The sequence below is a fragment of the Bradyrhizobium sp. GW821-FHT13H05 genome (assembly GCF_058804065.1).
The window spans coordinates 410,091-434,953 of record NZ_JBXAPO010000004.1 but is presented as its reverse complement, the minus strand read 5'-3'; the positions used below and the strand labels follow the sequence as shown (position 1 = coordinate 434,953).

The window sequence follows — 24,863 nt, the reverse complement described above, 5'->3', positions numbered from 1 at the left end:
TACCAACTTTGGCCCAAGTGGTAAGACGAAGACTTCGCCATTGATCGCCAGATGCAGAAGCGTATCGACGTTATTCGCGGCCTTGGTTATGTCGATCCGCTGCGGGACAACGAGTCGAGCCTGCGACCTCTTTGCGTGACGAACTTGCATTTTCGGTCTTCCGTATAGATGTCGATCCTCGGCTATTAGCAGTTGCGAGAATGGCTAGGTGATCACGGTCACTTGAGGCTATTTCAGCGGACAATGTTGAGACATGCGGTAAGAAATTCGCCTTCTCTATGCCGTAATCCGACCGCGTGGACACGATTGGCGCAAGCTAACAGTTTTGGCTTTTGCACCCGAATTGGGTCATTCGCTCCTCTCAGTTGGTGGATAGAGCGCCGCAAGACGGTCCAGCGGCATCGTTCGTTCAGAGGCGTTGAGGAGGCGCCGGCTCGCCACGCGTTCAAGCTGCCAATCAGGTCGATCGAATTGGTCGCCGGCCCAAATTTGTGGACACGTCTTACCAGACCGGTCGAATACCCAAACAAAATAGTAGTCGTCTTCCATGGATGCCGTTTTGAACGATGCCGCTTTGGTTCGTCCACTCCCTCAGCGGGCAGGACAGGCGCGAACAAGCTTCGCGGCGAGTCTGAGCGCGCACAGCTTCAGTTAGGCTTGCCGCATAATCTCTGCGAGACTGCTCGGGAGCTGTCCGGCCGCCAGTCTTGCCTGCGCGCCCAAAATGAGAGCGACGCTTGTGGCGTCGACGATCTCTGTGCTGAGACACATACTTACGGCTTGCGAAAACGGAATTCGCTGTTGGGCAATGCTCTCCTCTTGCGCCGGTGCAGGGCTCCCCTCGCGAAGCTGCCAAGCAATAAAGCACGGGGCAAGCTCGTTGGTCACTCCGGGTGATGCTGTAAGATCACAAAGGTGAAGCCACTCGTCTGCCTGGTAACCAGTTTCTTCCATGAGCTCCTGCTTCGCGCCGTCGAGCGGATCGGTTCCGAGCGGGATTCCACCGCGAACGCATTCCCAAGTGTAGCAGTTGAGCGGATAGCGAAATTGGCCGACGATTGTCGTGAAGCCATGGCTGTCGATGGGAAGGACCGCCACGCCTCTGAATTTGACCTGGATCCAGACGTAGGGATGCGTCTTGCCGCTGCGATGGCGTACAGTGTCGTGGCGAGCGATATAGTAAGGACAGTCAAAAGCGATTTCGGAATTCAATTGCTGCCACGGATTGGATTCGTCCATCACACTCGCGAGCTCCTGTTTTTGGCTTTTATGGAAGCAAAGCCAATGTCGAGCTGCAAGCCTTTTGCGGGTTCATGGGGGCGTCTTTGTGCGCAGAAAAAAGCCCGCTCTGCGAGCGGGCTCAGCTAATCGTCTCGTATCCAATGGTGGTGAATAGGATCCAGCAACTGCGAGAAGGCTCGTCAGTTGGGCGCGCGGGAGCCAGATTTCGGCGCAACATGCCAAGCAGCTCGAGACTTGATGTCACATCGGATCGGCTGTCTGGCTTCGTCTCGTGGTTGGGACATAACTATGTGATGGAATTCCATGGAAATAATGATCAGCGCGCAGCCCGTAGCGACTATGCGCTCCGGGTGCTTACCGAACTAGTTGTCGGCACCCAATCCTCGCGTCGGTCTGGGTGAGCTGCTGCGGACACCGAGATTAGGTGTTTCATGAAGCCGGAGGTGGGCGATGAAGAGACGGAAGTTTAGTCGCGAGTTCAAGATCGAGGCAGTCAAGCTGGTCAGGGAACGCGGGGTGTCGGTGGCGCAAGCCAGCCGCGATCTGGACGTTCATGAGAACGTTCTGCGCAAGTGGGTGAAGGAGTTTGGCTCCGACCCGGCGCAGGCGTTTCCCGGCCACGGGCAGATGAGGCCTGAGCAGCTAGAGATCGAGCGGCTTCGTCACGAGGTTGCCAAATTGAAGGCCGAGCGGGATATCCTAAAAAAGGCCGCAGCCTTCTTCGCGATGGAAGCGACATGAAGTTCGTCTTCATCGCGGAGCACCGGGCGATCTGGCCGGTGGCATGGCTATGCGATGCGCTGGGGGTGTCGCGGTCGGGCTTCCATGCCTGGCTGAACCGCTCTCCCAGCGCCAGAGCCAGATCCCGCAGCGACGAAGAACTCGGCGCCAAGGTCAAAGTCAGCTTCATCGCGCGACCGCACCTATGGTGGGCGCCGGGTGTGGCGCGATCTGCTCGCCGATGGGGCGAACTGTGGCCTGCACCAGATCGAGCGGCTGATGCGCCTACAGGGCTTGCGGGCACGCCCGCGTCGGCGGCGCTTGCCAAAGGATAACGGCGACCGGCAGCTCGAGACGGTGCCGGCGAACCTGCTGGACCGACAGTTTGCTGCCGAGCGGCCTCAGTGACGAGGTCTATTCGCCTTGATCGGGCAAATAGCCGTGAACACTGTTTGCGCTCAGGATCAGAAGGGCCGCGAGCACCTCAACTTCCGCATTGGGGGGCAATCTAATAGATCGCGACTATTGCGGGAAATGTCGCAGGGCAAGAGAAGTAAGCATCTGAGTTGTTTGTCTTTTTCGAAGGCTGGCCTCTTGTTCGTAAACGCGACGGCAGATAACGGCAGAAGAAGAGAAATCGTCGATTTGCGGTTGCGGCACCGCGGCAACAGCCGCAAGGAATCCAAGCGAAGGCCCACTGCCGGCTATACACAGGGCCGCCATCCAGTTAATTATTCCAGCTGATTGATGGCCGAGGGGCGGTTGGGGGAATCGAGATGCGTGGACTGTTCGTTGCCATATTGCTGGCCGTGACGTGTTTCGTTTCCGGGACAGTTTCGTCTGTGTCTGCCGCCGACAAGAGCGTCGAGGTCCGTCATCGTGACGGCACTTATGTCAAAATGCGACATGCGCATCGCTATCTACGATGCCCCGATGCTTACTCCTGCTATCCGCTTTATGGTGCGTATGGTCCGTACGGTGGCCGGCCGTATTGGTCCGCTTATTCGGGCTTCGTCCCGGAAGAGTACCGCTGAACCGACAAGTCGAGCTGTTTTCAGGTTAACGCGCGCGGATCCAGTGCCGCGGGCGCTTTCGTTCGAGGCCAAGGCGAGCGCTGCGCATCGGCGAATTGTCATTTTGGGTGGATCGATTCTGCCGGCATCTGTCATTGCGGACAGATCGCATTTCCAAGAGTTGGACAGCTTCTATCGTTCATTCACATAAAGCCTCGTTCACTATTATTGCGTGCAATACCGCGGCTCCCCGACGTGAAAAGTGTAGTCTACATCACAGCGCAGAGATGCGAAGCCGGTTAGCTTGGCGCTCGGGGCCCCTGCGGGTCGGCTGGCCGAGTAATTTTACGAAGTCGTGAACCCTGAGGGTGAACTTCCCGAAAAGTCGTAGAGACTAATCTGCGGGCACGATGAATATTGTGGGACGCTTGGTGTTTACGTTGACGATAGAAATTTGTCGAACCGTGTTATTCATCTGCGTCATGCGCGCAACTTTCGACGTGAAATGTTTTTCAAGCAAATGGGCCTGCCGGGGCCGCTAGGTTTTCAGACTCCGGATTGCAGCCATGCATGCCATGTATAGCGCAGTGGGCATGTCACATGCGCGTCGTTGCGACCCGGATAAGAGAGGTTGGCGCGACCCTTGCTGTGCAAGGTGAGCTTTGATCTCTCGTGAATGGGGGCGTGCTAATGAGCGACAGAACTGTGCCGGAACGGATCAACGAGTTCCTTATTCGTTGTGCTGGACGGGCTTATTGCGATCATTGCATTCAGGAACGGCTTGGACTTCGCTGGCGCCAGCAGGTGCAACTCGTGACGGCGACGTTAGGGGTAACGTCCGGATATCGCCGAAGCACAGCTGAATGCTGCACATGCCTCGACACCAAGCACGTCACGAGCTTCATCGGATCGACCCGGTCTGCCAGCGCGAACACTACGTTGACTTTGCCGAAAGCAATGGAGGCGAAGGAGTTCCCGTTGAAACGCGTGCCGTCAGGTGACGCGCGCGCCGGAGGTTCGTCTCCGGCGCAAGCCGCCAGAAGTGCCGACAACTGATGCCGAGCTAGCTAGGCCTGCATCTTGCCGACCGTGGACCAGAAGGTCGATTTCCGCGGTGACTGTATCCGCACCCACTGATAGGGCGATTTGGTCCAGACCTTGACGTCCTGAAACAGGCTGTCGGCGACAACGTCACCCGTCTTGCTCCTCACCACCAGAACGAGGTGATGCTCACCCCAGGTCGTGATGACTTCCGCCAGCAGAAGCGTATGGGCCGGCCAGCCGCGCGCGATCAATTCATGGCGTTTCGTTACCGCGTAGTCGTTGCAGTCGCCCGTCTTGGGTGAAATGACCCAGCGTTCTTCGGCAACGCCGGCCAGGTTAGGTTCGAAACGGATGGATTCGTTGATCTCGCGATTGATCTCGCGCAGCTCACGCCAGCGCGCCTCAGTGAGTGCGATCGGACCTGGACGAAAGCGGTTGCGCGAGGTCGAGCAATCGGATGGATATTGCAGACAAAAGCGCGTGTGCGCGAATGGCGCAAGCGTTGGCCCGGTCAGTGCGATCTTCTGCAACTGGCCCCGCAGCATGTTCGGCAGGCCGACAAAACCCGCATGCGCCTGCTGCGCCAGACAAGCCGCGCCCAGAATGGCGATGGCGCTAATCGCTTTGATGATCCGACGCATGAAATCCCCCGTCATGTCCCTTCGTTATGCGGACTAGTACAGGGAAAGGTTTTCGGACCGATTGGGCAGCGCGTCGCAAGTTAAGTTGAATTTGCGCCAACCTGTCGAGACCTTGGTAACCATGACGGGTTGGCGCAACCCCGGCCGTCTTGATCGGCTTGATTCAGCCAGCAATCACGCGGGGCCCAAAACGCTTTGAAGCGCTTATGCATCCCCGCCCCGGGGACAAGTCGGCGCAAGTCGCCGGCCACGCGTTGTGAGGCGCTGCGCAAAAGCGGGGCTCAATCTCGCAATATGCTTGCCGGGTGATTAGCTTTCTCTCATCAAGTGTTAATGATGGGCCGCATGCGGCAACCTCCTGGATGATTAAGGACGTGATCGCGAACGTCGCCAGCGGGTTGATCGGTGATGCGTGGGGTGTGGAGTGACATGGTTGACCTGACGACGAATCTTGCGCGGCCCCGGCTTCCGGACGGAGTGCGTGTCTATGCCGTCGGCGATATCCATGGCTGTGCCGATCTCCTGGAGAGTGTCTTTGCCCGCATCGATGCTGACCGGGGTGTCTCTACTGCGCCACGATGCATCGAAGTCTATCTCGGCGACATGATCGATCGCGGCAGCGATTCACGGCGGGTCATCGAGCTCTTGATCGAACGAGCCGAGAAGTTCGAGGTCGTTTGCCTCAAGGGCAATCACGAGGAGCTGGCGCTTCAGTTCCTGGGCTCGCCTCAGCTGTTTACCGACTGGGCCGGACTCGGTGGTCGCGAAACGCTGCTATCCTATGGATTGGTGCCGTTGGTGCGTCAGCCCGACGAAATGGAGGCACTCGCCAACGCCTTTGGCGCCGCCCTCCCGCCGGCGCATCGGAGCTTCCTCCTCGGCTTGCCCGCCTTCTTCACCAGCGGCGATTTTCTGTTCGTCCATGCTGGTGTCAAGCCGGGGGTCCCCCTCAACCGTCAACGGGAGTCCGACCTGCTTTGGATCAGGGAAGAGTTTCTCAGCTGGGATGCCCCCTTTGAGAAGATGATCGTCCACGGGCACACCCCCGTCCTGGAACCCGATTTCCGGGACAACCGCGTCAACATCGATACGGGGGCCTATGCCACGGGGCGGTTGACCTGCCTCAGGATCGAAGGGAGCACGCTTAAGGTCGTCTAGCGCCGGTCCCGAGAGACTCGCCTTGGTTGCATGCCGATTGATCGAAGCGTCGCGTTTTTGGGCGATTTTCTGCGGTGCAACGTGGCAAGAATGTCACATCCGTCAAGGGCTTCGCGACGATCCCGGCCGTTTCATATTGCGTCGTTGGAATCCATGGTATGCAATTTGAAGCAGGCGGGGACTGGGGAATAAATGTTTCGAGCGCGTTGCAAAAACTGGCTCATTTTAGCCATTGCGGGGCTTGCGCTTGCAGGCTGCTCGGCAATGCCTGCCACCGGTCCGTCGAGTTCGGATGTCAAATCCGCCGCCGCGAAAAATCCAGACAGTCTTCCTTACGCACTCATACCCCTTACCTCGGGGGCCATTGGCGTGCTGTCTGAGGCAACGCCCCGCTTGTTCTTCGGCAACACCGGGCGTCATTCGCCTCGCGAGATCCGGTTTGGAGTGGGCGACGTCGTCAGCGTGACCATTTTCGAGGCGGCAGCAGGCGGGTTGTTCATCCCCCGTGAGGCCGGCGTTCGTCCCGGTAACTTTATTACGTTGCCGAACCAGTCCGTCGACAGTGCGGGCAACATTTCGGTGCCCTTCGCGGGCGCGATTGCGGCCAAAAACCGTACCCCTAGCGAAGTTCAGCAGACCATCGTGGATCGCCTCAAGAATCGAGCGATCGAGCCTCAGGCTGTTGTTGCGCTTGTCGATCAAAAGACGTCCTTGGTCAGCGTCCTGGGTGAGGTCAACAGTCCGAGCCGCTTCCCGCTTACCGCCGCGGGTGATCGCATTCTGGATGCGATTGCCCGTGCGGGTGGTCCGAAGGGGCAGGGTTTCGACACCTGGGTCATGCTTGAGCGTAGCGGTCAGCGGATGACGGTTCCGTTTGGCGCGCTGGTATATGAGCCCAATAACAACGGCTACGTCGACGCCAACGATACGATCTATGTCTACCGCGAGCCGCAGACCTTTGTGGTGTTCGGGGCCTCCGGTCAGCAGGGCCAGTTCAACTTCGAGGCCTGGCGAATTTCGCTTGCTGAGGCCATGGCAAAGGCTGGCGGTCTCAACGACTCTCTGGCCGATCCAGCTTCAGTCTTCGTCTATCGTGGCGAAAGCCGTGACGTCGCCGAAAAGCTCGGTATTGACGTGACGAAGTTCAGCACGCCTCTGATCCCGGTCGTGTATGTGGTCAACCTGCGCGATCCGGCCACCTACTTCCTCGCCACCAAGATGCAGATCCGCAACAAGGACGTCCTCTACGCCTCGAACGCGACGGCGGTAGAGACCGCGAAGATCCTGCAGTTCATCCGACTGGTGAACGCAACGGTTAACGACCCGATCGTGACCGCCACGAACGCCTATACACTCAGGGGCGCAATCCGCGGCACGTCTGCAGCCACCACGTCCTCGGCGACGTCGCCCTGATGCGACGTCTTCAGGCTTGCTAGTTGGTCGAAGCGGGCGGTTCTGTTCGGCTTTCGCGGTTCTTTGCGATGCAGACGGTATTTTCGTCGTTGTCCTTCCTTGCATTGTCTTGCGTGTTAATAGGAGCTCCGCTGTTTGTGGGCTCGACTGCTCCGGTCACCATTGCGCTTTGGTGCATCGTGCTTGCGACGGGGCTGGCCTCAGCTGACATGGCGCCGCTGCGTCGCGAGCAGCGACGATGGGTTTGGCTGGTCGTTCTTATCGTTGCCGCCTATGCCGCTGTGGTGCTCGCTCAAACGCTATCGCCGGACCTGACCAATCTGCCGTCCCATCCCGTTTGGGCGAAGGCGTCGGCTCTTTTGGGACAACAGCTTTCGCCGTCTGTATCGATCGTTCGCGAGCAGCCGCTATTCGCGATCGGCTCTCCGATGGCAGCGCTGATGGCGGGGTTGCTGGGCTATGTCGTCGGTGCAGACCGGAGGCGGGCCCAAAAGGTGCTCGAGGTCATAGCCTTGTCGGGTGCAAGTCTGGCTCTCTTCGCCATCATTTCTCACCTGATCAACCCTGCGAAGCTGTTCTGGTGGGACAAGTTTGCCTATGCGGGAGTTCTGACCACCCCCTTCGTCAATCGCAACGCTGCGGCGCTGTACTACGGCGTTTGCAGTATCGTCGGCGCCATGCTGTTTTGGCAGATGCTCCGTCCGCGCCTGCCAGCCGGCAAGATGAGCTTCTCGGCGCTCATCGAGGCCCTACCGGGGATCTTGCATTTTCAGGGCATGGTTCTGGCCGTACCGCCGGTCCTTTGCCTAACCGCGGTTCTGCTGACCGCCTCCCGGGCCGGGACAGTCCTGGCCCTGGTTGGGCAGGTTCTGGCTTTTACCTTGTATTTCTGGCGTAACCTGTCGCGAAGGGGCGGTCCTGTCGTCACGCTGATGCTTGGGGGCCTGATCGCCTTGATCATGCTCCAGACGCTCAGCGGCAGCGCCGGGAGCCGCTTCAACGAGCATGGTCTGGTCGATGAGGGACGCCTGGACACCTATCGATCGACCTTTCGAATGATTGCGGACTTTCCCTGGCTTGGGGTCGGATTGGGTGGATTTCCTTTCGCTTTTCCGCTCTACCGGACTGGGAGTGTTTGGGGAGTCTGGGATCGGGCCCACAACATCTTGCTGGAAATCGCGGCCGAAGGCGGTATTCCGTTGGCACTTATCGTCGTGTTGGCCTGGCTATTGGTCCTGCTTCTGCTCATCCAGGGAATCCGGCGTCGGCGCCGGGATACCGTTTACCCGGTCGTTGCACTGACAGCCGCAACCGTGGCGCTGGTTCACGCAATGATCGACTTTTCCCTCCAGATTCCGGGCTTTTCCCTGCCGACAATGACGCTGGTCGGGGTCGGCGCCGCCCAGTCGTTCGCCACCCGCAAGGCGGAAAGTGGTAGGCTGAGCGGCGGACGTCCCGTCGAGATGGCTAATTAACCGTTAACGGCAATTCGTCTGATAAGTATTGGTGGCCGCAAGCTCCGCGTGCTAGTTTGCAATGCAAGAGTAGAAGGAGAGTTCACATGTGGTTTGTTAGCGGACGCCTGCCGCTTGCCGCGTGCTTGTTTGTGGCATGCGCGAGCCTTGACGGCGTTGCCTTCGCTGCGACGTGCTACGATCCCAACCAGCAGCTTCCGGCAAGTGCAGTGACTTCTTTCCTGAGCGGGCCCACGTCTGCACTGACCGGTGCGCCGCAGGGAGGTGGGGGACTGATCTCTCAGATCCGCGATCTCATCGCGACCGACTCCCGAACTTTGCCGGCTGTTCTGGACCTATTGAGCGGTGCCAACGACGCCCAGAAAAGCGCAATTGCGTCAGGTCTCGCCCAGGCGGCACGCATTTGTGTCAGCAAAGATCAGGATTATTATACCTCTCTGCAAACCGAAATCGCCAAGAGGGGCGAGCAGGATCCCGCATTCAGGGTGCTCTACGCCTCGGCCAACGGAGACTTTGGAACAGGTGCAGGTGGAGCGGGCGCAGGCGGTTCTCCAGGCGCTTCGGGAGGTGCCACCTCCGGAACGGCGACGACGGGCTTCGGGACCGGGGGGGCTGAGGGCATTAACGGGAACGGCGTGAATACCGGCAATTTTACCTATTCGTCGTCGGTCAGCGGTGTGAACAACTCGAGTACGTCGGTTAGTCCGTAAGTTAATTATCAACTCAGTAGGTTTGGTAAGATATCATCCTCGCGTCGACCAAGAGGCGCGAGCGGCAAGAGGATGATATGATAAGCGCTGCCTCGTTCCGCTGGCCATGCGCGGGAGGCGGTAGGGCTTTTCTTTTGCCAGGAAATTCATGCTTTACGTCAATCCTGCATCCAAACTGACGCAACCTGACGGACACGCCCAGCGCAACGCCAGTAATGGCGTTGCCGACATGATCGGTTTTGCCCGAAGGCAATCGACCATTATCATTGCCGTCTCGCTTGCCTGTCTCGCCGCAGGCGTCCTTTACCTGGTCAATACGCCGCCCAGCTTCACGGCCCAGGCGACGATGATCATCGACACCCGCAAGAACAATGTCTTCCAGCAGCAATTGCTGATCGGCGACAGTCCCGTGGATTCGTCCATGGTCGAAAGTCAGGTCGAGGTGTTGCGATCGGAGAACATCGCCTCCGCCGTGATCAAGCAGCTTCGGCTGACCGATGATCCCGAGTTTGTGGGCCCCGGAGGCGGTCTTCTTGGAGGTCTCGTCAGCACGGTTTCCGGCTTTCTGGATTCGGATGCGCCACGCTCGCAGACGGCGCTCAATCGACGTGCGGTCGAGGCCTTTGCCAACCGTCTGAGCGTCAAGCGGGTTGGTTTGACCTATATCATCGAGATCGCCTTTACCTCGAATGATCCCGCCAAGGCGGCGCAAATCGCCAATGTCGTGGCCGACGCCTATATCAACGATCAGCTCAACGCCAAGTACCAGGCCACTCAGCGCGCCAGCGTGTGGCTTCAGGAGAGAATTGCCGAACTGCGCAAACAGTCTTCGACTGCCGAGCGTGCCGTCGTCGATTTCCGCACGAAGAACAACCTGGTCAATACCGGTGGCCGGTTGATCAACGAGCAGCAGCTGAGCGAGGTGAACACGCAGCTCATCCTGTCCCGTGGCCTGACCGCTGAGGCGAAGGCCCGCCTCGATCGCATCAATGATATCGTCAAGGCCGAGCCGGATGCGACCGTTACAGACACGCTGAAAAACGAAGTCATCACCAAGCTCCGACAGCAATATCTGGAACTCAAGGGTCGCGAATCCGAATGGTCCGCGCGTTATGGCGCGCAACACCAGGCCACCGTTCAGTTGCGCAACCAGATGCAGGAATTGCGTCGTTCTATCGGCGACGAATTGCAGCGCATAGCCCAGACCTACAGGAGCGACTACGAGATCGCAAAGCAGCGCGAGCTGGCGCTTGAAAAGGGTTTGAGCGACGCGGTGTCCGATACCCAAGTCACTGATCAAGCCCAGATCATGCTCCGTGATCTGGAGAGTTCGTCGCAAACTTATCGGACGCTCTACAACAACTTCCTGCAGCGCTATACGGAATCGGTCCAGCAGCAGTCGTTCCCGATCACGGAGGCACGCGTGATTACCGCGGCTTCGCCACCTCTGACGAAGAGCAAGCCGAAGACGACGCTGACCTTGTTGGTCGCGAGCTTCCTGGGGCTCGGTCTCGCGATGTTGGTGGGGCGGCTGCGTGACTTGTCGGACCGCTCGTTCCGTACCAGTGACCAGGTTGAAACGATCCTCGGTCTCAACTGTATCGGCATTCTGCCGCTGCTACCGCGGCAGCCTGCGGCAACGGACGGATTGCTTCCTGTTCCAGCGAATTCGGGTGGGACGCATGTGATCGATCACGGATCCGAGGTGTTCTCCGAAATCGTCAACGCACCGTTCTCCCGGTTCACGGAAGGCGTCCGCGCGCTCAAGGTCGCTGCAGATCTGGCGAACATCAACCGCGCCAAGCGAGTTGTCGGCGTGACATCGACCCTTCCCAATGAAGGAAAGTCGACCATTGCGGCCTCGCTTGCGCAACTGATTGCGCAGAGCGGGGCCCGCGTGCTTCTGATCGATGCCGATCTTCGCAATCCGTCGCTCACGCGCAGGATCACGCCGCAGGCGACGTTTGGCCTGCTCGAACATATTCAGGGCACCAAATCGTTCGATGAGGTGATCTGGACCGAGCCCGTTACGAAGCTCGATTTCATGCCGGCTGTCGTCGGCAGCAAGATCGCCCACACGAACGAGATCCTGTCGTCCCAATCGATGGAAGCACTTTTTGATCGGCTCAAATCGGTTTACGATTACATCGTCGTGGATCTGTCCCCGATCGCCCCTGTCGTCGACGTTCGGACCACGGCCGCACTGATCGATTCGTATATCTATGTGGTTGAGTGGGGCCGCACCCGCGTGGACGCCGTCTCGCATGCACTGGCCGATGCCAAGAACGTTCATGAGAAGCTGGCCGGTATCGTGCTCAACAAGGCCAATTTCTCGACCTTGAGCCGGTACGAATCGCACAAGGGCAGCTACTATCATAACAAATACTATTCGCGTTATCGCGAAGAGTGACGGCCGTGCCCGCGTGGTTCGTCAGGGTTGTTGCACTCTGCCTTGCGCTTGCGTCTTTCGCATGGGGATGTGTGATGCTTCCCGTCTTTTGGCGCAGTAGGGCGATCGAAGCGACCGCGGATCTGATTATTCAGGGCTACCAATTTTCGACCTCCGAGGTCGCCTCAGAGGTCGCCAAGGTGGAGTCGTACGGGCCAGTCTCCAAGGCGTCTGTCAGGCGCAGTCTCGCCGTTCTCAAACTGCGTCTTGTTGAAGATGCTCTTGCGCAAGGCGATCGTCTCTCGCTCGACCGGCGCTTCGGAGAGCTGAAGCGCAGCGTGCTCGAGCTCTTCGAGGTGGATCCGTCTGATTCATTTTTCTGGATGATTTACTACTGGAGCCAGCTGACGACAGAGGGCTTTACGCCCTCTACACTGAGTTTTCTCGAGTTCTCATACGACCTCGGCCCAAATGAGGGCTGGATTGCGATCAAGCGCAACCGCCTGGCGCTTGCCGTCATGTCGCAGCTTTCGGATCGCATGACAAAGCGCGTGGTGGACGAGTTCGCCGGAATGGTGGCTTCGGGTCTGATCGTCGACGCGGCTGCCAGCGTCAACGCCGCAAGCGCGCCGGTGAGGTCCAGGCTCCTCGCCGGGCTTGTGGCAGCGCCGATCGCCGAGCGTGAGCGACTTGCGCGCTATTTCAGCGACACTGGGATAGAGGTCGAAGTCCCCGGCGTGCGGTTGCCGGAGAAACGGTTTTACTGAAGGTGGAGGCGTCGAGGTTATCTACTACCCCGCCTCGGCGTTCCCGCTAAATTTCGCCGGCCGTCCCCAGAATACCCGGTCGATTGCGTAGGCCAGGATCAGCGGGCCGATGCAGAAGAGGAAGAAATCCAGGATCTTGTATCCGCCATCTCTCGCCCACTGCAGCAGCAGCCCCACCATCCAAAAGTAGGCGCAGTAGAAGTACATCGATATGCCTGGTTGGCAAAACCGTCGAAACATGGCGCCGAAAAACCAGCCGCATAGACCGAGCGTGGCCACGACGCCCGCGTAGCCGAGACTGATCCAGCCGTCGCCAACGAGGGATGCAGTACGGGAAACGAAGTGCCCATAGGCGGAAAGATTGACCCACTGCACCGGCGACCCCACCGGTTTGTCCGGCCAGATCATCCGTGGAATGGGCTGGGTGAAAATGCCGAGATATTGCGTGAAGTAGGAATACGTTCCGCTGACCGCGGGGACTTTGGCGATGACGTAGGATAGAAAATCGAAATTGGCGAAGTCCGGATGGGCGCCGAACGATGATTTCGCAATATCGAAGCTGAATTCGATCTCGCCGGTCGTCAGGAACTTGATCAGGCTATCGCGATTTTGTCCAATCATCACGAACAGCGCAAGCACGATCACCATGCCGGCGTAGTGAGCTGAAGTGAACGCGCGACGCCGGTGGATGTAAAGCGTCATCATGCTGGCGACCAGCGTCGAAATCACGATCTCCCACCTCTCGCCGAGTTGCAGGGCGACCAGGGCGCAAAAGAAGATGGCAAGATAGGACCACCAGCGACCGCGCGTCATGTGGATCAGCAGTGCAGCAAACGGGAAGGCGAAGTTGCGTGCGTTGACAACATAGGCGGTCGTGTCGGCAAATAGCTTCTGCCCCGTCGCCGGGTCGATCGTCATGTTGATCTCGCCCAATTCCTGGAACACCGTGACGCCATAGGTCTGGCGCATGGTAAGTGCGAGGAACAACGAATAGAAGATCAACGGCGACAACAAAACAAACGCGACCAGAAAGGAGCGCGCCTCGGATTGCGAGAGGCGAATATAGTCGAATGTGGGTTCGGTGGGCTTGAAGTCGAGGGCGAGCAGGTAGGCCATAACGAAGCTGACAAGGCCAACGTCTGCAACAAAGAGAGTTTGTACAAACTCCCCTTCGGTCGGCATGAACATCATGAACTCGAATTCGGAGCGCAGGTCGAACAGATGGACGATCAACGGGCGCTGCACGAAAACGATGAAGTGAAAGGCCAGATACAGGAATAGGCCCGAATAGATGTTGAGGTAGCTCCTGGCGTTCAGGCCGACGACCAGCCCGATGAACAGGATGACGTGCAGCGCAAGCGCAATTTCGATCATTTCGTCTTTCCCGCACCAATCGGTCGCGCGCGGCCGCGCTGGGCTTGCGTCACGGTAGTGGTACCTCGCCTGAGAAATAATTAAAGTTGCCTATCTGGCCCAGCTTTGTAATAGGAAATTCAAGCTGCTTCCGGGCCATTTCCCGACCCTCGTCGCTGACGGTGATCGTCACTTTGCCTTCCACGAGATCGAACCGATGGTGCTGGACGCCAGCTGACAAGGTGGCCAACTGCCGGTGCCCGTCCGCTGCGATTTCGACCGTCAGGGGCCGGGGCAGAAAAGCCGTCACGTAGATTCCATCCACAAGGTCCTCCGATCCCTTCGGACGGCCCTGTTCACCTGTGTCGGGCGACACGATGCCATAGGCAGACTTCGGGTGAGGGCGGTAGAAATAGTAGATCGACGGATGCTCGATCGCCGGACGCCGGGATGTGGTGAACCAGTCGATGAAAAAGCGACTTGCCTTCAGGAAGGCCTCGTGGCTCAGCAATGGGCCCCAGCCGTAATTCCAAAGGTCCTGTTGTTTGATCTCGCCATAGGGGGCGACATAGGTGGATTCGCCCCAATCGTTCCAGGTGACGATTTCGACCCAGTTCGCTCCTGATTCGATAGCCGCTGTCCATTGCGCCGCCATACCCTCGAACCCCCCGCTCTCGAATAGTCGGAAATTGCCGCGCAGGCCGCGATAATACGGGCTGATACCAATCATGGAGACCTTGCCGGCGAGCTTGCTGCGCTCGGCGACCAGGCGGCCATCCGTTGGCGGCTTGCGGTATCCGAGATCAGGACCGAACACGAAGTAGCCGTCAATCTCCGGATGGTCTCGATAAAGGTCGTCGAGGAACTGGGCGGTCGGATGGCTGTGGTTCTGTGCCCAGATGCGCTCCGAGGGATATTGGTAGTTGGGAACGAGGAATGGCTTTACTCCCGCGCCTGAGAGGCGTTGGACCAAGCGGGCGCCCCATTCGGGGGCGCCCGAATAGGTGCTCACGACCGGGCGTCCGTTGACGCGGAGATAGGCCTGGCTTCGGGACAATTCGGTGAGCATGGTCGCGCTGTCTTCAACCGGCGCATCGTCGAAAGACAGAAAGAGCTTGAATGGCTGGCTGCTCAGCTCGGCTGCCTTGAAGATCCGCCGGCTAACGTCGAGATAGTGAGGCTCCCGCGACCAGCCCGGCACATTCAGAACAAAGCCATCGATTCCGGAAGCCCGCGCGGCCGCGATTTCGTGAGCGAAATCTTCGACGGTCGAGCCGAGCCCTTTCGCCGGACAGCAAACCATATAATGGGCAAAGACCATTTTGGGTACGGTGATCTGCTGGTCCGCCCGGATCGCGTGGCTGGATGCGGCCAGTGCCAGGATCGTCACGATGATAAGGCGCCGGATGTTCGTCAGCATGGTCGGTGAAACAATCGAGATAGGAATGGTCGTTGAATTCGTCCCGGGACAGTGGTTTGAGTGTTTGGCACGAATCTTCTAGCTTTTCGAGAAACAGGGACGCCGCGGCGGCGAACAGGACGTGAGCCTTGGAAAGCGCAACGTGGTAATTGCCGCTGCATTTCCGCCGCCGCTGCACGGTTTGTCGAAGATCTCCGACTCAGTTGCCTCTGATCTTGCAGGGCTGGCCGATGTGCATCGCTATGACCTCTCGGCGCGCTCGCTGGCTCGCTCCCCAACCTATCATTGGCGCAGGTTCTTGTCCGTTGTCATTGCAGGTGCGGGGGTCCTGCGCAATGGGCTGCGCTCCAATCCAGCCGTCTACATTCCTGCCGATGGCGGCTTTGGTCTGGTCTACACGTTCATCCTGACCGTGCTCGCCCGGATCTCGGGACAGACTATCTTCATTCATCACCACTCCTTCTCCGCAATCGACCGGCAGCAATGGCTGATGAAGGCGCTGGTCGTGGTTGCGGGAGAGGGCGCCTTCCACGTATTTCTTTGCGGAGTCATGCAGCACCGGTTTCGCGCGCAGTATTCTGGTCGATGGAAGGGGCTCATCTCATCAAACGCCGTTCATCTTGCCGCAGCCGCCCAATTGCCGGACGGCGGCGGAGAGGCCGTCAGGCTTGGTCTCCTGAGCAATCTCACCCGCGATAAAGGCCTCTATGCGTTTCTCGACGTGCTACGGGCCTGTGTTGCGCGAGGCATTCCGGTTCAAGGCCTGCTCGCGGGACCCGTCGAGGACAAGGACGATGCCGCGGCGGTCGAGCGTGCAAGGTTGGAGTTCGGCGAGCTGCTCACTTATTTCGGTCCGCTCTATGGCGCCGACAAGGACCGCTTCCTGTCAGGGCTTGACGTGTTCGTTTTTCCGACAAGCTATCGCAACGAAGCGCAGCCAAACGTCGTGTTCGAAGCCATGTCCGCGGGCGCCGCCGTGATGGTGTTCACCCGAGGGTGCCTGAGCGAAGATGTCAGCCCTGAATGCGGCCTCCTGATCGATCCCGCTGCTGATTTCGTAACGGCCGCCTGCACGCAGATTGCGAATTGGAGCGAGGATCGCGCAGCGCTTCTGGCCGCCAGGGCTGCATCACGGGGACGGTTTGTTGAGCGCAAGGAGCGGGCCGTTGAAGGGTATCGGCACCTGCTTTATGCCATTGCCGATTGCGAACCTCCGGCTGCTTCAAGGATCACATCGGCCTCTCCTGATTGACGCGTCTGTTTGCGGCGTAGGTTCGGCGATAGGCTTCTGCGATCTTCAGAGCTGTATCGGCCATATTCGGGAAGGTGTCACGGCTTGCGATGGCGCCTTGTCGCAGACTCTGCCGCAGGGAAGGCGACGCGTAGGCCTGATGGATGGCCTCGGCGATCGCTTCCGGCGAACGGACCGGTACGACGAAGCCGTTGACGCCGGGCTTAATCACGTCCTTGGCGCCGACGTGCTCGGTGACGACGGCCGGCAAACCGCAGGCAAGTCCCTCCGTCACCACGAAGCCGAAGCCGTCCTGGACCGATGGCAATACCGCGAGGGAGCTCTCCTGGTAGAGGCGGACAAGATCGCTGCGCCCAAGGGGACCAAGGTATTTGAACAGCCCCTCATAGGGTTTCAGGACTTCCCTCATTTCCTGCCTGATGGTACCGGCAAAGACGAGTTCTGCGCCTTTCAGCTTGAGCGCTTTCCAGGCTTCCAGCAGATAGATGTGCCCCTTGATCGGGTTCAGCTCCGCGACACAAAGCACACGAAAAGGCGCGTCCTTTGCGGGAGCTTGCGCCGGCGCGAACGTCTCGAGATCGGTCGGGAGCGGAATCACGTCGATACGGTCAGCGGGGAAGCCTGCCGCAACGAAGCTCTCACGGACGAGGCTGGAGAGGCAGTAGATTCGATCGCAAAGCGCGATCTCGGCGAGTGTGTCTGCGACCTCGGACAGAAACGGAGCTTGCGGAATCGATAGATGCTCGAGTTCGAGCCGCATTTCGCGTTCGAAGAAGTGCGGATGGCAGACGATCGGATGGCCGAGGATCGCCGCGCCTTCCTTCTTGGCTCGTTGCAGAAGGCTGAGCGCCTTGCCCTGAAGCACGGCGTGCACAACGTCGCAGGGCCGCCAGGCGGCGTGAGCGGAAGCGCGCCATAGCTTGTCATAGAGCGGATAGATCGTATTGGCGAAAGCGTGATGGAGATATCTTGCGTGAAATTGCAGCAGATACTCCTTCAGGAAGAGGTTTTGCGCCTGGGACGTCTCGATCTGTAGCCGCGCTGCATCGTTCGACAGCCGCGAGGCGTAGTAGACGCGCTGCAGATGTGCCACCTTGTTCAGTTCGGGAACAAGCTGAAGCTGTTTGAAATCTCCACAGACTGCAATATTGACCGTTGGCTGGAAATCCTCAGCCATGGTGCTTCCTCTCGGCAACGAGAGACCCGAGTTGCCTTTCAAATTCGCCCAGGATGGAGTCCTTGCGCCAACGCTCACATGCCAGCGCCCGTCCTCGTTCTCCCATGCGCGCACGCATGCCGTCACTTCGAGCCAGTTGTAAGATCGCTGCGGATAGTGCCTGCCGGTCCGACGATGAGACGGCAATTCCGGCGCCTTCGATCTCGGTCGCGAGCTGGGTGCCCGGCTCCGCTATCGCCACGGCCGGTCGACCGGATGCCAGGATGGGGGCGAGTTTGGACGGAAGCATGAGATCCGCGACCTGGGCGCGTTGCGGGATTAAGTGGATGTCCGCGGTGGCGAGCAGCTCTCGCATCCGCTCGTTCGGCTGGAGATCGAGAAACTTCACATTGGAAAGGGGCGCCGAGAGGTGTACGAGGTGCTTCAGCAGCGCTCCGCCACCGCAAAAGACAAAGACGATCTCGGGCGCCTTGTCCTCGAGCACAGCTGCCGCTTCGGCGAGACTCTCGATACCTTGCTTGGCCGCGATACTGCCGGAATAAAGAGCGATGACGTGCTTGTCCGACAGGCCGAGTTGCTTGCGGTAGTCCGTCATGCGATCAGCAGGGCTGATTGCTTCCGTGTCGACCCAGTTGCGAAATTCGATGCTCCTTTCGCGGGAAGCGCCCTTGTCGTGCAGCCGGTCCATCATGCGCGGCGAAATTGTTGAGACTCGATCGAAGCGGCGAAGGATATTGGATTCGACGCTCATTGCAGAGCGCCGCAGGGCATTGCCCGCAAGCATGCCCAGTTCAAAGGCCGCGTCCAGCTCGAAATCCTGGATGTGAAGCCAGCTGGCGGTTCCGAACATCCGCGATACAGCGAGCGCCGCCGGGGCGATCAGGAATGACGGCGTAACTGCAAGCAGGACGTCCGGCTTGAGGCGATATGCGGACATCGCCAATTTCGGCGCGCTCGACATTGCGAATGAAGCGTGGCTCAGGATTCGGCCGGTTTTGCCGGTCGGGGTTTGGCGAGGCAAGTACAGCGGGCAATGGCAGATCTGAACCTGTTTCCTGATCTCGTGCTGATAGGATCGGCTATCGTAGCCCTCGGCGAGCTTCCAGGTTGGATAGTAGGGATGCGCCGTGACCACCTCGACGGTGTGACCGCGCCCTGCCAACCACTCGCACAGCTCGCTGGAGTATTTTCCGATTCCGGTCAGCTCAGGAGCGTAATTGAGGCCATACGCCAGAATCTTCATGGAAAAGAACGAGTCCCCCGAACGCGATGTGCTTAAAAGCCAGTTGCTTGCGGCCGTGCGCTCGGGCCAATGTGGTTAATCCTTGCATCTTTGCCCCAACCACCGCCGAACGATCAGTATAAATCTCATCTTTAGACGCTATGCTCTATTAACGAAACAGCCGTTTCAGAACATCATGAACGGCATTTGAGGTCGGCCTCCGGCTGGTTTGCGAGAGCATTTTGAAGATGCCAAATGACGACGTCCGCGTTCAGGATCTTTCCAGGTTTACCAATCCGCAAGGGTTTCGCGGCCGGTCGGCGCTCTTCGTGCAGTTGTGGTGGATTGTCGAGGCGCTCCTGGTTCGGCCGACGCCGCAGATATTCTTTGCGTGGCGACGGTTCATCCTGCGGCTATTCGGCGCCAGGATCGGGCCGGGCGTATTGATCAGGCCCTCCGTGCGGATCGTTTACCCCTGGAAGGTCTCGATCGGCGCGAATTCCTGGATCGGAGACGATGTCAATCTCTACAGCCTGGGCGAGATCGACATCGGGCACGACGTGGTGGTGTCGCAAGGAACTTATGTGTGCACCGGTTCACACGATCACCTGAGGGCTGATTTCTCGATCTTCGCGCGTCCGATCGTCATCGAGCCCGAGGTCTGGGTTGCTGCGCAATGCTTCATCGCGCCTGGCGTCAGGATCGGCCGCGGGGCGGTCGCGCAGGCCCGCGCCGTCGTGATGCGTGACGTCGCGCCCATGACAATCGTGGGCGGCCATCCTGCCGTCGTGATCGGGTCGCGCCTTCCCCGCAAGGAGATCTAGACGCGTGCCGCCGGCGGGCGGCTCACCTGGAAGCGTGCCTGACAGTCAATCCGGCCAGCGTACGATGCCCGGTAATCACTCCGCCGATTTCGGGCAAGAGCAGGCAGAGTCCGATGACCCAGAGTTGACCTGAGGCAGGCAGCAGGAAGATCGCGGCGGACATGCCGAGGGCGAGGCCGATGGCATAGCCGAACGAAATAAGCCCCACACGGTTGAGCGCGCTCGCTGCGAGCAGCATGCCGTCAAAATAACATCCAAGTAGCGCGACCAGTGCGAGAGCGAACATCAGCTCCCAGTCCAACGCGATATGTCCGCCGGTCCAGCGTGGAATGATCACGGGGGCCAGCAGCAGCTCCGCAACGAGAAGGATCGCGGCGAGCGACGTGGCGTTCCGGAGCATTTTAAGAATCAGATGACGAACGTTCTGGATGTCGCCTCCGGCCCACATCCGACCGACTTCCACCTGGGTGGCCTGCGAGGTCATGGTGGCGAGGTTTCTCGCGGTCTTGGTGTATGTCGCCATCACGCCGAACGTGGCCAGCGCGATTGGTCCGAGGCTGTGCGATATCAACAGGCGCGGCACGTACACACCCAGAATGTTGACGCAGATGAAGATCACGAAAAAGCCTGCGGCCGGCCTGCAGATGCGCGCCAGAATGTCGAAGTCGAAGTTGGTCCAAGAGAGTGAAAGCCACGTCGCTTTCCGTGTCGTCCAGATCAGATGGAGCACCACGTTGAGTGTGGCTCCCGCCAGCATCAGCGCAGCCACGACCAGGGGGCCCGCGCCTGAACGAAGCGCCAGGCCGATGCAGATGAGTTCGATCGTCTTGGAGACTGCGGCGATTGCGTTCGGCAGGGCTGCGCCCTGTGCCGCTGATAGGGTGCCGGCGAGCGGCTCGCTGAGGAAGGTGATAAGCGTTGCGCCGCCGAGCATGACGACGAGCAACTTTGGTTCGGGCATGTCGTCGAGCGATATTCCGGCCAATGCCCGCAGGTCGGCCAGGGCCAGCGCGAGACCCAGGACGGCAACACCGACCACAATGCTGGCTGTGAGGGTGACGAGGGAGGTGGCGATGGTCCGAGACGCCTTTTCAAACTCGCCACGCGTCGATTGCAGAATGACCTCGGCTGCGGCCGCCTGTCCGACACCGACATTGGCCAGTGCCCCAAAGCCTGCCAGCGCAGCCAGCGCCAGCCACTCGCCATAGGATCGCGCGCCCCAGCTCGAGAGAAAGAGAGGAACCAGAATGAGCTGTTCGGCGACCCGGACCGTCCGGGCGAACACAAAGGCAGCAAACGCGCTGCGGATTCTCCGCCGGACGGCGACAAAGCTAAGAGTGACGGTTGTCATTGCGGCCTGGGCCCGAAAATTCCAACGACCTTAATCCAAATTCGTTAAATTCAGCGAATCCCAAGCCAGGTTTGGTAGCTTGAGCGCCAGTTGCCCAAAAGATGCCTTTGCCAGATTTGCTGTTGTCTCGATAGAGCGGAAATAGAAGGTTAACCTGAAATCGATGCATCCCCTTTCGCTTCTCAAGAATACCCTGGTCCCGGGAGGCCGGAGCCCGCGCCGAGTCAGGTTCGGGTTGTATAGCGGTATCACGCTCGACATGGACCTTCGTTCACAAACTCAGATGCTGCTTGGCCTCTGGGAACGTGAGACCTATTCCTTCGTACGCTCGGCGGGCGTCAGTGCGAACTGGTTCATCGATATCGGGGCGGGAAGTGGCGAGATGTCACTCTACTTCCTTCGCAAGCCCGGTCCCATCAAGGTTGTCGCCGTCGAGCCAAATCCTGCGGAGGTTGAGGCGTTCCGGCATCATCTCCAGCTCAATGGGCTTTCGCCCGATGCCTGCCAAATCCTCAACAAGGAGGTCGGCGGCCATAGCGGGGCTGTGTCGCTCGCAGATCTGCTCCGCCCCTTGCAGGGAAGGGGCTTCATCAAGATCGACGTCGACGGTGCTGAGATGGAAGTTCTCCGCAGTGCCGGAAAACTGCTCGATGCAGGGCAGATCGCCATGCTGATCGAAACACATTCCGCGCAGCTAGAGTCCGATTGCAGGGCTTGGCTGGACGAGCGCGGCTACAGGACATCGATCATAGACAACGCCTGGTGGCGACGGGTGCTGCCTGATGGGCGCGTGATCGCGCATAATCGCTGGCTGGCAGCCGCGCGGTAGCCAGAGCATGATCCGGAAGAGTGCGCAGCGGTCTTCCGAAAAGATCATGCCAGAAGCATGAGCCAGTGCACGATGATGCTTCATCGTGAGTCGATGTCGGCATTCTGTGCGCCATCGGCCATCACGTTCCGCACCTCTTTACGAATCCTTAACCTGTCCTGCGAGGCCGCCTCATGGCAGCAGCTCTCTTCAGCCGGGCCTTGAGGTTCGGGGGCCATCATCGCGACCCGGTATCGGGTTGCGGCGCTGATTCTCGCGCGCCCGATTGCGGTCTGGATCGCCTGCTGGCTCGCCGTTCGTCAGGACGCGGGAACCACCACGCCGGTCTGGCTGGTCGGCCGAGAGCTCAGCTATCTTGCGGCGGCTTCCCGGCCGTATGGAACCAGCCGCCGCTTGCCCGGGCTCGAGTCTCAAATCTCGGTAATTTAATACCGAAAAGCTCCGATTTGCCTGCGGATCGCATAAGATGCGAAGCTTGGTGTGCTTAACCGTGCCTTGCGAGGACTTGTCTTCGGAAGTTGCAGGAGAAGGCTGTTGGAACGGCGGTTTGGATGACGTCAGGCTCACTTCAGAGGTCGGTCAAGGAGATCGCCACGGCACACCCGGAGGTCGAGTTTGCGCTTGTGCTCGCCCGAACGATCGACTCCTTGCAGGCGGATCCTGAGCAGCTTCGAAGTGCAGTCTACGACCTCGCGCGGCACAAACTCGAGCAGCTCTCTCACGATGACCCCGCCGAAAAGGATCGCCTGTTGCAGGCGCTCGAGGTGGCGATTGCGGGTGTTGAGGCCCATACTAGGAACAATCCTGTCCAACCGGCCGCATTGCCGCCGCCGCGCCCGGTCCGGCTGCAGCATGATGACGGGCTGATTGCCGCCGCTGACATTGAGCATGTGGCGCCGCGGAGTGGGTTCGGCTGGAGCGCTGTCGCCTCATCACCGGCCGTGCCGTCCGGCCGCAGACGTTCGAGATGGTCGTCGTCAACGCCGTTGCGCTATCTCGCGATGTTGGTTTTCCTTGTCGGTGTCGTTGGGCTTATTGTGGCGCAACGCCGTGGATGGGCGCCGCCATCGTTCGAAAAGTTCGCGTCGCGCTATTGGGCCGTGCGGGTGCACGAGACGCCGGTTTCGCAGGATACGAATACGGGCGCTGTTAGTGTGGCGCAGATAAAGCCGGAGCCCGTGCGCAAAGTGGATCCTCTGCTTCCGACAGCTTACGGCGTCTATGCGATCAGCGGGGAGCATCTGCACGAGCTGCAGTCGTTGCAGGGACGGGTCCCCGATCCCCGCGTGGCCATTTCCGCGGCGATCTTGAAGCCCAGCGAGACGATGTTGCCGGAAGGACTGGTTCGTTTCGTCGTGTTCCGAAGGGAAACGACGGCGAGTGACTCATCCGACCCGATCGAATTGCGCGTAGTAGCCCAGGTCAGGCAGGCCACGAATTTCGATGGATCGGGAAAGCCGGTCGTCTCCAGCGAGAAGACCTGGGTCATTCGCAACATCTCGCTCCCCTACCATGCTGCTCCGCTGAAGGACGAGCCGGGCATGTATCAGGTGCTTCCGCGCGATCCGAACCTCGCTCTGTCTCCAGGTCGGTATGTGCTGGCACTGAACGGTCTGGCCTTCGATTTCACGGTTGAAGGGAAGATTATGGACAAGCGACAGTGCCTGGAGCAGATCGTCGCTGCGAATGGCGTATTCTATTCGGAGTGCCAAAAACCATGAGTTTGTTCTTGAAAGTATGAATGCCTCCGCTCGCGTGGTTGCGATGACCACGTCCGGGAGCGACACCAGCGTCAAGCACCGGGTCAATTTGAGAGGCTACTCATGCGAAACCAATCCGCAGCTGCGCTTTTCATCGTTCTGCTATGGTCAACAACAGCTTCGGCAGAGCCGACTTGTCGCGAGCAAAAATCGCCGACTGACCGCCTTACTTGCTACGACAAGCTTTATCCACCCGCCAAGCAAGAGGCCAAGCCAACGATCAAATCGACGGCGGATTTCTATAGTGGCGAGGAAGAAACGATGAAACAAAAACTGAAGCCTATTTGCAGAGGTTGCTAGCTGCATGGCATCAGCGCCCCCCACCCCTGAAAGAGCTAACCAGCAGCCTTGAGGAGTAAGTAGGCGTGTCCTCACCAAGATCGCCTGCAGTTTTGCTCGCTCGAATTTGCGCGACGCGACCCTTCGCGCCTCAGTCGCTGGCGAAGGGGGCAGGTCGCACCAGTGTGGGCTTGACCCGGCGACCATGATCATCCGAACTGAGCCACGTGGTCGCGGCGTTGGTCCGTCGTTTTGCGAGGCGAAGGCTTCGGGCGCGAAGAGTGTCGTCGTCCGGGACACCGACACTCCGCTGTCGATGACATGGTGGATGCCTGCGTGTCTCTGATAAAGACTTATTCCGGTGCCGAGCTGGATGCGGCGTCAAGACGCATCTAAAGAGCAAAACAGCTCGTCATTGCCGCGAGGCACGAAATCGCAACCATGCGGATCGGGCGGGGCTAGTGTCCGGCCCCTGGACATCTTTCCCCTCGTCCTCCCGAAAGAGCGATGGAACAACCAGCGCCGTACAGACATAGCCGAGCTGAAGCAGGCACGCGGACGAGACAACCCAGAGTAGCGCAGATCCCGCGGTTTCGCCTCCAAACAGAGAGGCAGAAGCCACAACCGCCGAGCCGACAAAAATTACGGGTAAAAGTATGATAAATCGGAACCGAATCCCGAGAACCATCCCGATTAGAAACGCAGCCAGTGCCAACGTCGTCAAAGCGATGTCCTCTAATTGCTCGACTTAGTTCTTAATATCCGTGGCCTAATAATGGCTTAAGTCAGAAGCCCAACTTTTCTCGATGGGTGTGGTCAAGCCT

Annotated in this window: 18 protein-coding genes and 1 pseudogene; 12 read left to right on the top strand and 7 right to left on the bottom strand. The window is 59.2% G+C overall.

Going from position 1 to position 24,863, the window contains the following annotated elements:
• Window positions 1-651: 651 nt before the first annotated feature.
• Window positions 652-1,239 (bottom strand): hypothetical protein, encoded by a 588-nt coding sequence (locus AC1RR3_RS15280; protein ID WP_492823928.1) that lies wholly within the window; start codon window positions 1,237-1,239, stop codon window positions 652-654.
• 453 nt (window positions 1,240-1,692) lie between these two features.
• Between AC1RR3_RS15280 and AC1RR3_RS15275 the strand changes: the two are divergent.
• Window positions 1,693-2,364: pseudogene (locus AC1RR3_RS15275) on the top strand (IS3 family transposase); the annotation flags it as partial.
• A gap of 1,678 nt (window positions 2,365-4,042) precedes the next feature.
• Here AC1RR3_RS15275 and AC1RR3_RS15270 read toward each other — a convergent pair.
• Window positions 4,043-4,660 carry a transglutaminase-like cysteine peptidase gene (locus AC1RR3_RS15270; protein WP_492823926.1) on the bottom strand — a complete coding sequence of 206 codons (618 nt, stop codon included), beginning with the start codon at window positions 4,658-4,660 and terminating at the stop codon, window positions 4,043-4,045.
• 429 nt (window positions 4,661-5,089) lie between these two features.
• Between AC1RR3_RS15270 and AC1RR3_RS15265 the strand changes: the two genes are divergently transcribed.
• The 6 genes from AC1RR3_RS15265 (at window position 5,090) to AC1RR3_RS15240 (ending at window position 12,572) form a co-directional block, all read left to right on the top strand.
• Window positions 5,090-5,818: a metallophosphoesterase family protein gene (locus AC1RR3_RS15265; RefSeq protein ID WP_492823924.1), complete on the top strand. Its 729-nt coding sequence runs from the start codon at window positions 5,090-5,092 to the stop codon at window positions 5,816-5,818.
• A gap of 192 nt (window positions 5,819-6,010) precedes the next feature.
• On the top strand, window positions 6,011-7,231 hold the full coding sequence (locus AC1RR3_RS15260) for a polysaccharide biosynthesis/export family protein (protein WP_492823923.1): 1,221 nt from the start codon (window positions 6,011-6,013) through the stop codon (window positions 7,229-7,231).
• 23 nt (window positions 7,232-7,254) lie between these two features.
• On the top strand, window positions 7,255-8,706 hold the full coding sequence (locus AC1RR3_RS15255) for an O-antigen ligase family protein (protein ID WP_492823921.1): 1,452 nt from the start codon (window positions 7,255-7,257) through the stop codon (window positions 8,704-8,706).
• An 86-nt stretch (window positions 8,707-8,792) separates the two neighbouring features.
• Complete coding sequence (locus tag AC1RR3_RS15250; RefSeq protein WP_492823919.1) at window positions 8,793-9,416, top strand: hypothetical protein; 624 nt, start codon at window positions 8,793-8,795, stop codon at window positions 9,414-9,416.
• A gap of 148 nt (window positions 9,417-9,564) precedes the next feature.
• Window positions 9,565-11,826: a polysaccharide biosynthesis tyrosine autokinase gene (locus AC1RR3_RS15245; RefSeq protein WP_492823917.1), complete on the top strand. Its 2,262-nt coding sequence runs from the start codon at window positions 9,565-9,567 to the stop codon at window positions 11,824-11,826.
• 74 nt (window positions 11,827-11,900) lie between these two features.
• Window positions 11,901-12,572 carry a hypothetical protein gene (locus AC1RR3_RS15240; protein ID WP_492823915.1) on the top strand — a complete coding sequence of 224 codons (672 nt, stop codon included), beginning with the start codon at window positions 11,901-11,903 and terminating at the stop codon, window positions 12,570-12,572.
• A 24-nt stretch (window positions 12,573-12,596) separates the two neighbouring features.
• Here AC1RR3_RS15240 and AC1RR3_RS15235 read toward each other — a convergent pair whose 3' ends face one another.
• Together AC1RR3_RS15235 and AC1RR3_RS15230 are read right to left on the bottom strand one after the other, a co-directional pair.
• Window positions 12,597-13,946 carry a hypothetical protein gene (locus AC1RR3_RS15235; RefSeq protein ID WP_492823913.1) on the bottom strand — a complete coding sequence of 450 codons (1,350 nt, stop codon included), beginning with the start codon at window positions 13,944-13,946 and terminating at the stop codon, window positions 12,597-12,599.
• Between the two features lie 49 nt (window positions 13,947-13,995).
• Window positions 13,996-15,345: an endo-1,3-alpha-glucanase family glycosylhydrolase gene (locus AC1RR3_RS15230; protein WP_492823911.1), complete on the bottom strand. Its 1,350-nt coding sequence runs from the start codon at window positions 15,343-15,345 to the stop codon at window positions 13,996-13,998.
• 121 nt (window positions 15,346-15,466) lie between these two features.
• Here AC1RR3_RS15230 and AC1RR3_RS15225 point away from each other — a divergent pair, with 121 nt between their 5' ends.
• The gene (locus tag AC1RR3_RS15225; protein ID WP_492823909.1) at window positions 15,467-16,597 is read left to right on the top strand and encodes a glycosyltransferase; all 1,131 of its coding nucleotides are present in this window, start codon (window positions 15,467-15,469) and stop codon (window positions 16,595-16,597) included.
• On the opposite strand, the gene AC1RR3_RS15220 is transcribed toward AC1RR3_RS15225, so the two are convergent.
• Entirely contained in the window at window positions 16,575-17,774 is a 1,200-nt protein-coding gene (locus tag AC1RR3_RS15220) for a glycosyltransferase family 4 protein (RefSeq protein ID WP_492823907.1), read from the bottom strand. The genes AC1RR3_RS15225 and AC1RR3_RS15220 overlap by 23 nt on opposite strands.
• Window positions 17,767-19,017 (bottom strand): WcaI family glycosyltransferase, encoded by a 1,251-nt coding sequence (locus AC1RR3_RS15215; protein ID WP_492823905.1) that lies wholly within the window; start codon window positions 19,015-19,017, stop codon window positions 17,767-17,769. Before AC1RR3_RS15215 ends, AC1RR3_RS15220 begins: the two co-directional genes overlap by 8 nt.
• Window positions 19,018-19,244: 227 nt before the next feature.
• On the opposite strand from AC1RR3_RS15215, the gene AC1RR3_RS15210 reads away from it, so the two are divergent.
• Window positions 19,245-19,820: a WcaF family extracellular polysaccharide biosynthesis acetyltransferase gene (locus tag AC1RR3_RS15210; protein WP_492823903.1), complete on the top strand. Its 576-nt coding sequence runs from the start codon at window positions 19,245-19,247 to the stop codon at window positions 19,818-19,820.
• A 22-nt stretch (window positions 19,821-19,842) separates the two neighbouring features.
• On the opposite strand, the gene AC1RR3_RS15205 is transcribed toward AC1RR3_RS15210, so the two are convergent.
• Window positions 19,843-21,171, bottom strand: a complete 1,329-nt coding sequence (locus AC1RR3_RS15205; RefSeq protein ID WP_492823901.1) for a polysaccharide biosynthesis protein — start codon at window positions 21,169-21,171, stop codon at window positions 19,843-19,845.
• Between the two features lie 235 nt (window positions 21,172-21,406).
• On the opposite strand from AC1RR3_RS15205, the gene AC1RR3_RS15200 reads away from it, so the two are divergent.
• From AC1RR3_RS15200 to AC1RR3_RS15190, 3 genes are all read left to right on the top strand, one after another.
• The gene (locus AC1RR3_RS15200; protein ID WP_492823899.1) at window positions 21,407-22,000 is read left to right on the top strand and encodes an FkbM family methyltransferase; all 594 of its coding nucleotides are present in this window, start codon (window positions 21,407-21,409) and stop codon (window positions 21,998-22,000) included.
• 551 nt (window positions 22,001-22,551) lie between these two features.
• Window positions 22,552-23,721 (top strand): hypothetical protein, encoded by a 1,170-nt coding sequence (locus AC1RR3_RS15195; protein WP_492823897.1) that lies wholly within the window; start codon window positions 22,552-22,554, stop codon window positions 23,719-23,721.
• A gap of 102 nt (window positions 23,722-23,823) precedes the next feature.
• Window positions 23,824-24,060 carry a hypothetical protein gene (locus AC1RR3_RS15190; protein ID WP_492823895.1) on the top strand — a complete coding sequence of 79 codons (237 nt, stop codon included), beginning with the start codon at window positions 23,824-23,826 and terminating at the stop codon, window positions 24,058-24,060.
• The last annotated feature ends 803 nt before the right edge of the window (window positions 24,061-24,863 follow it).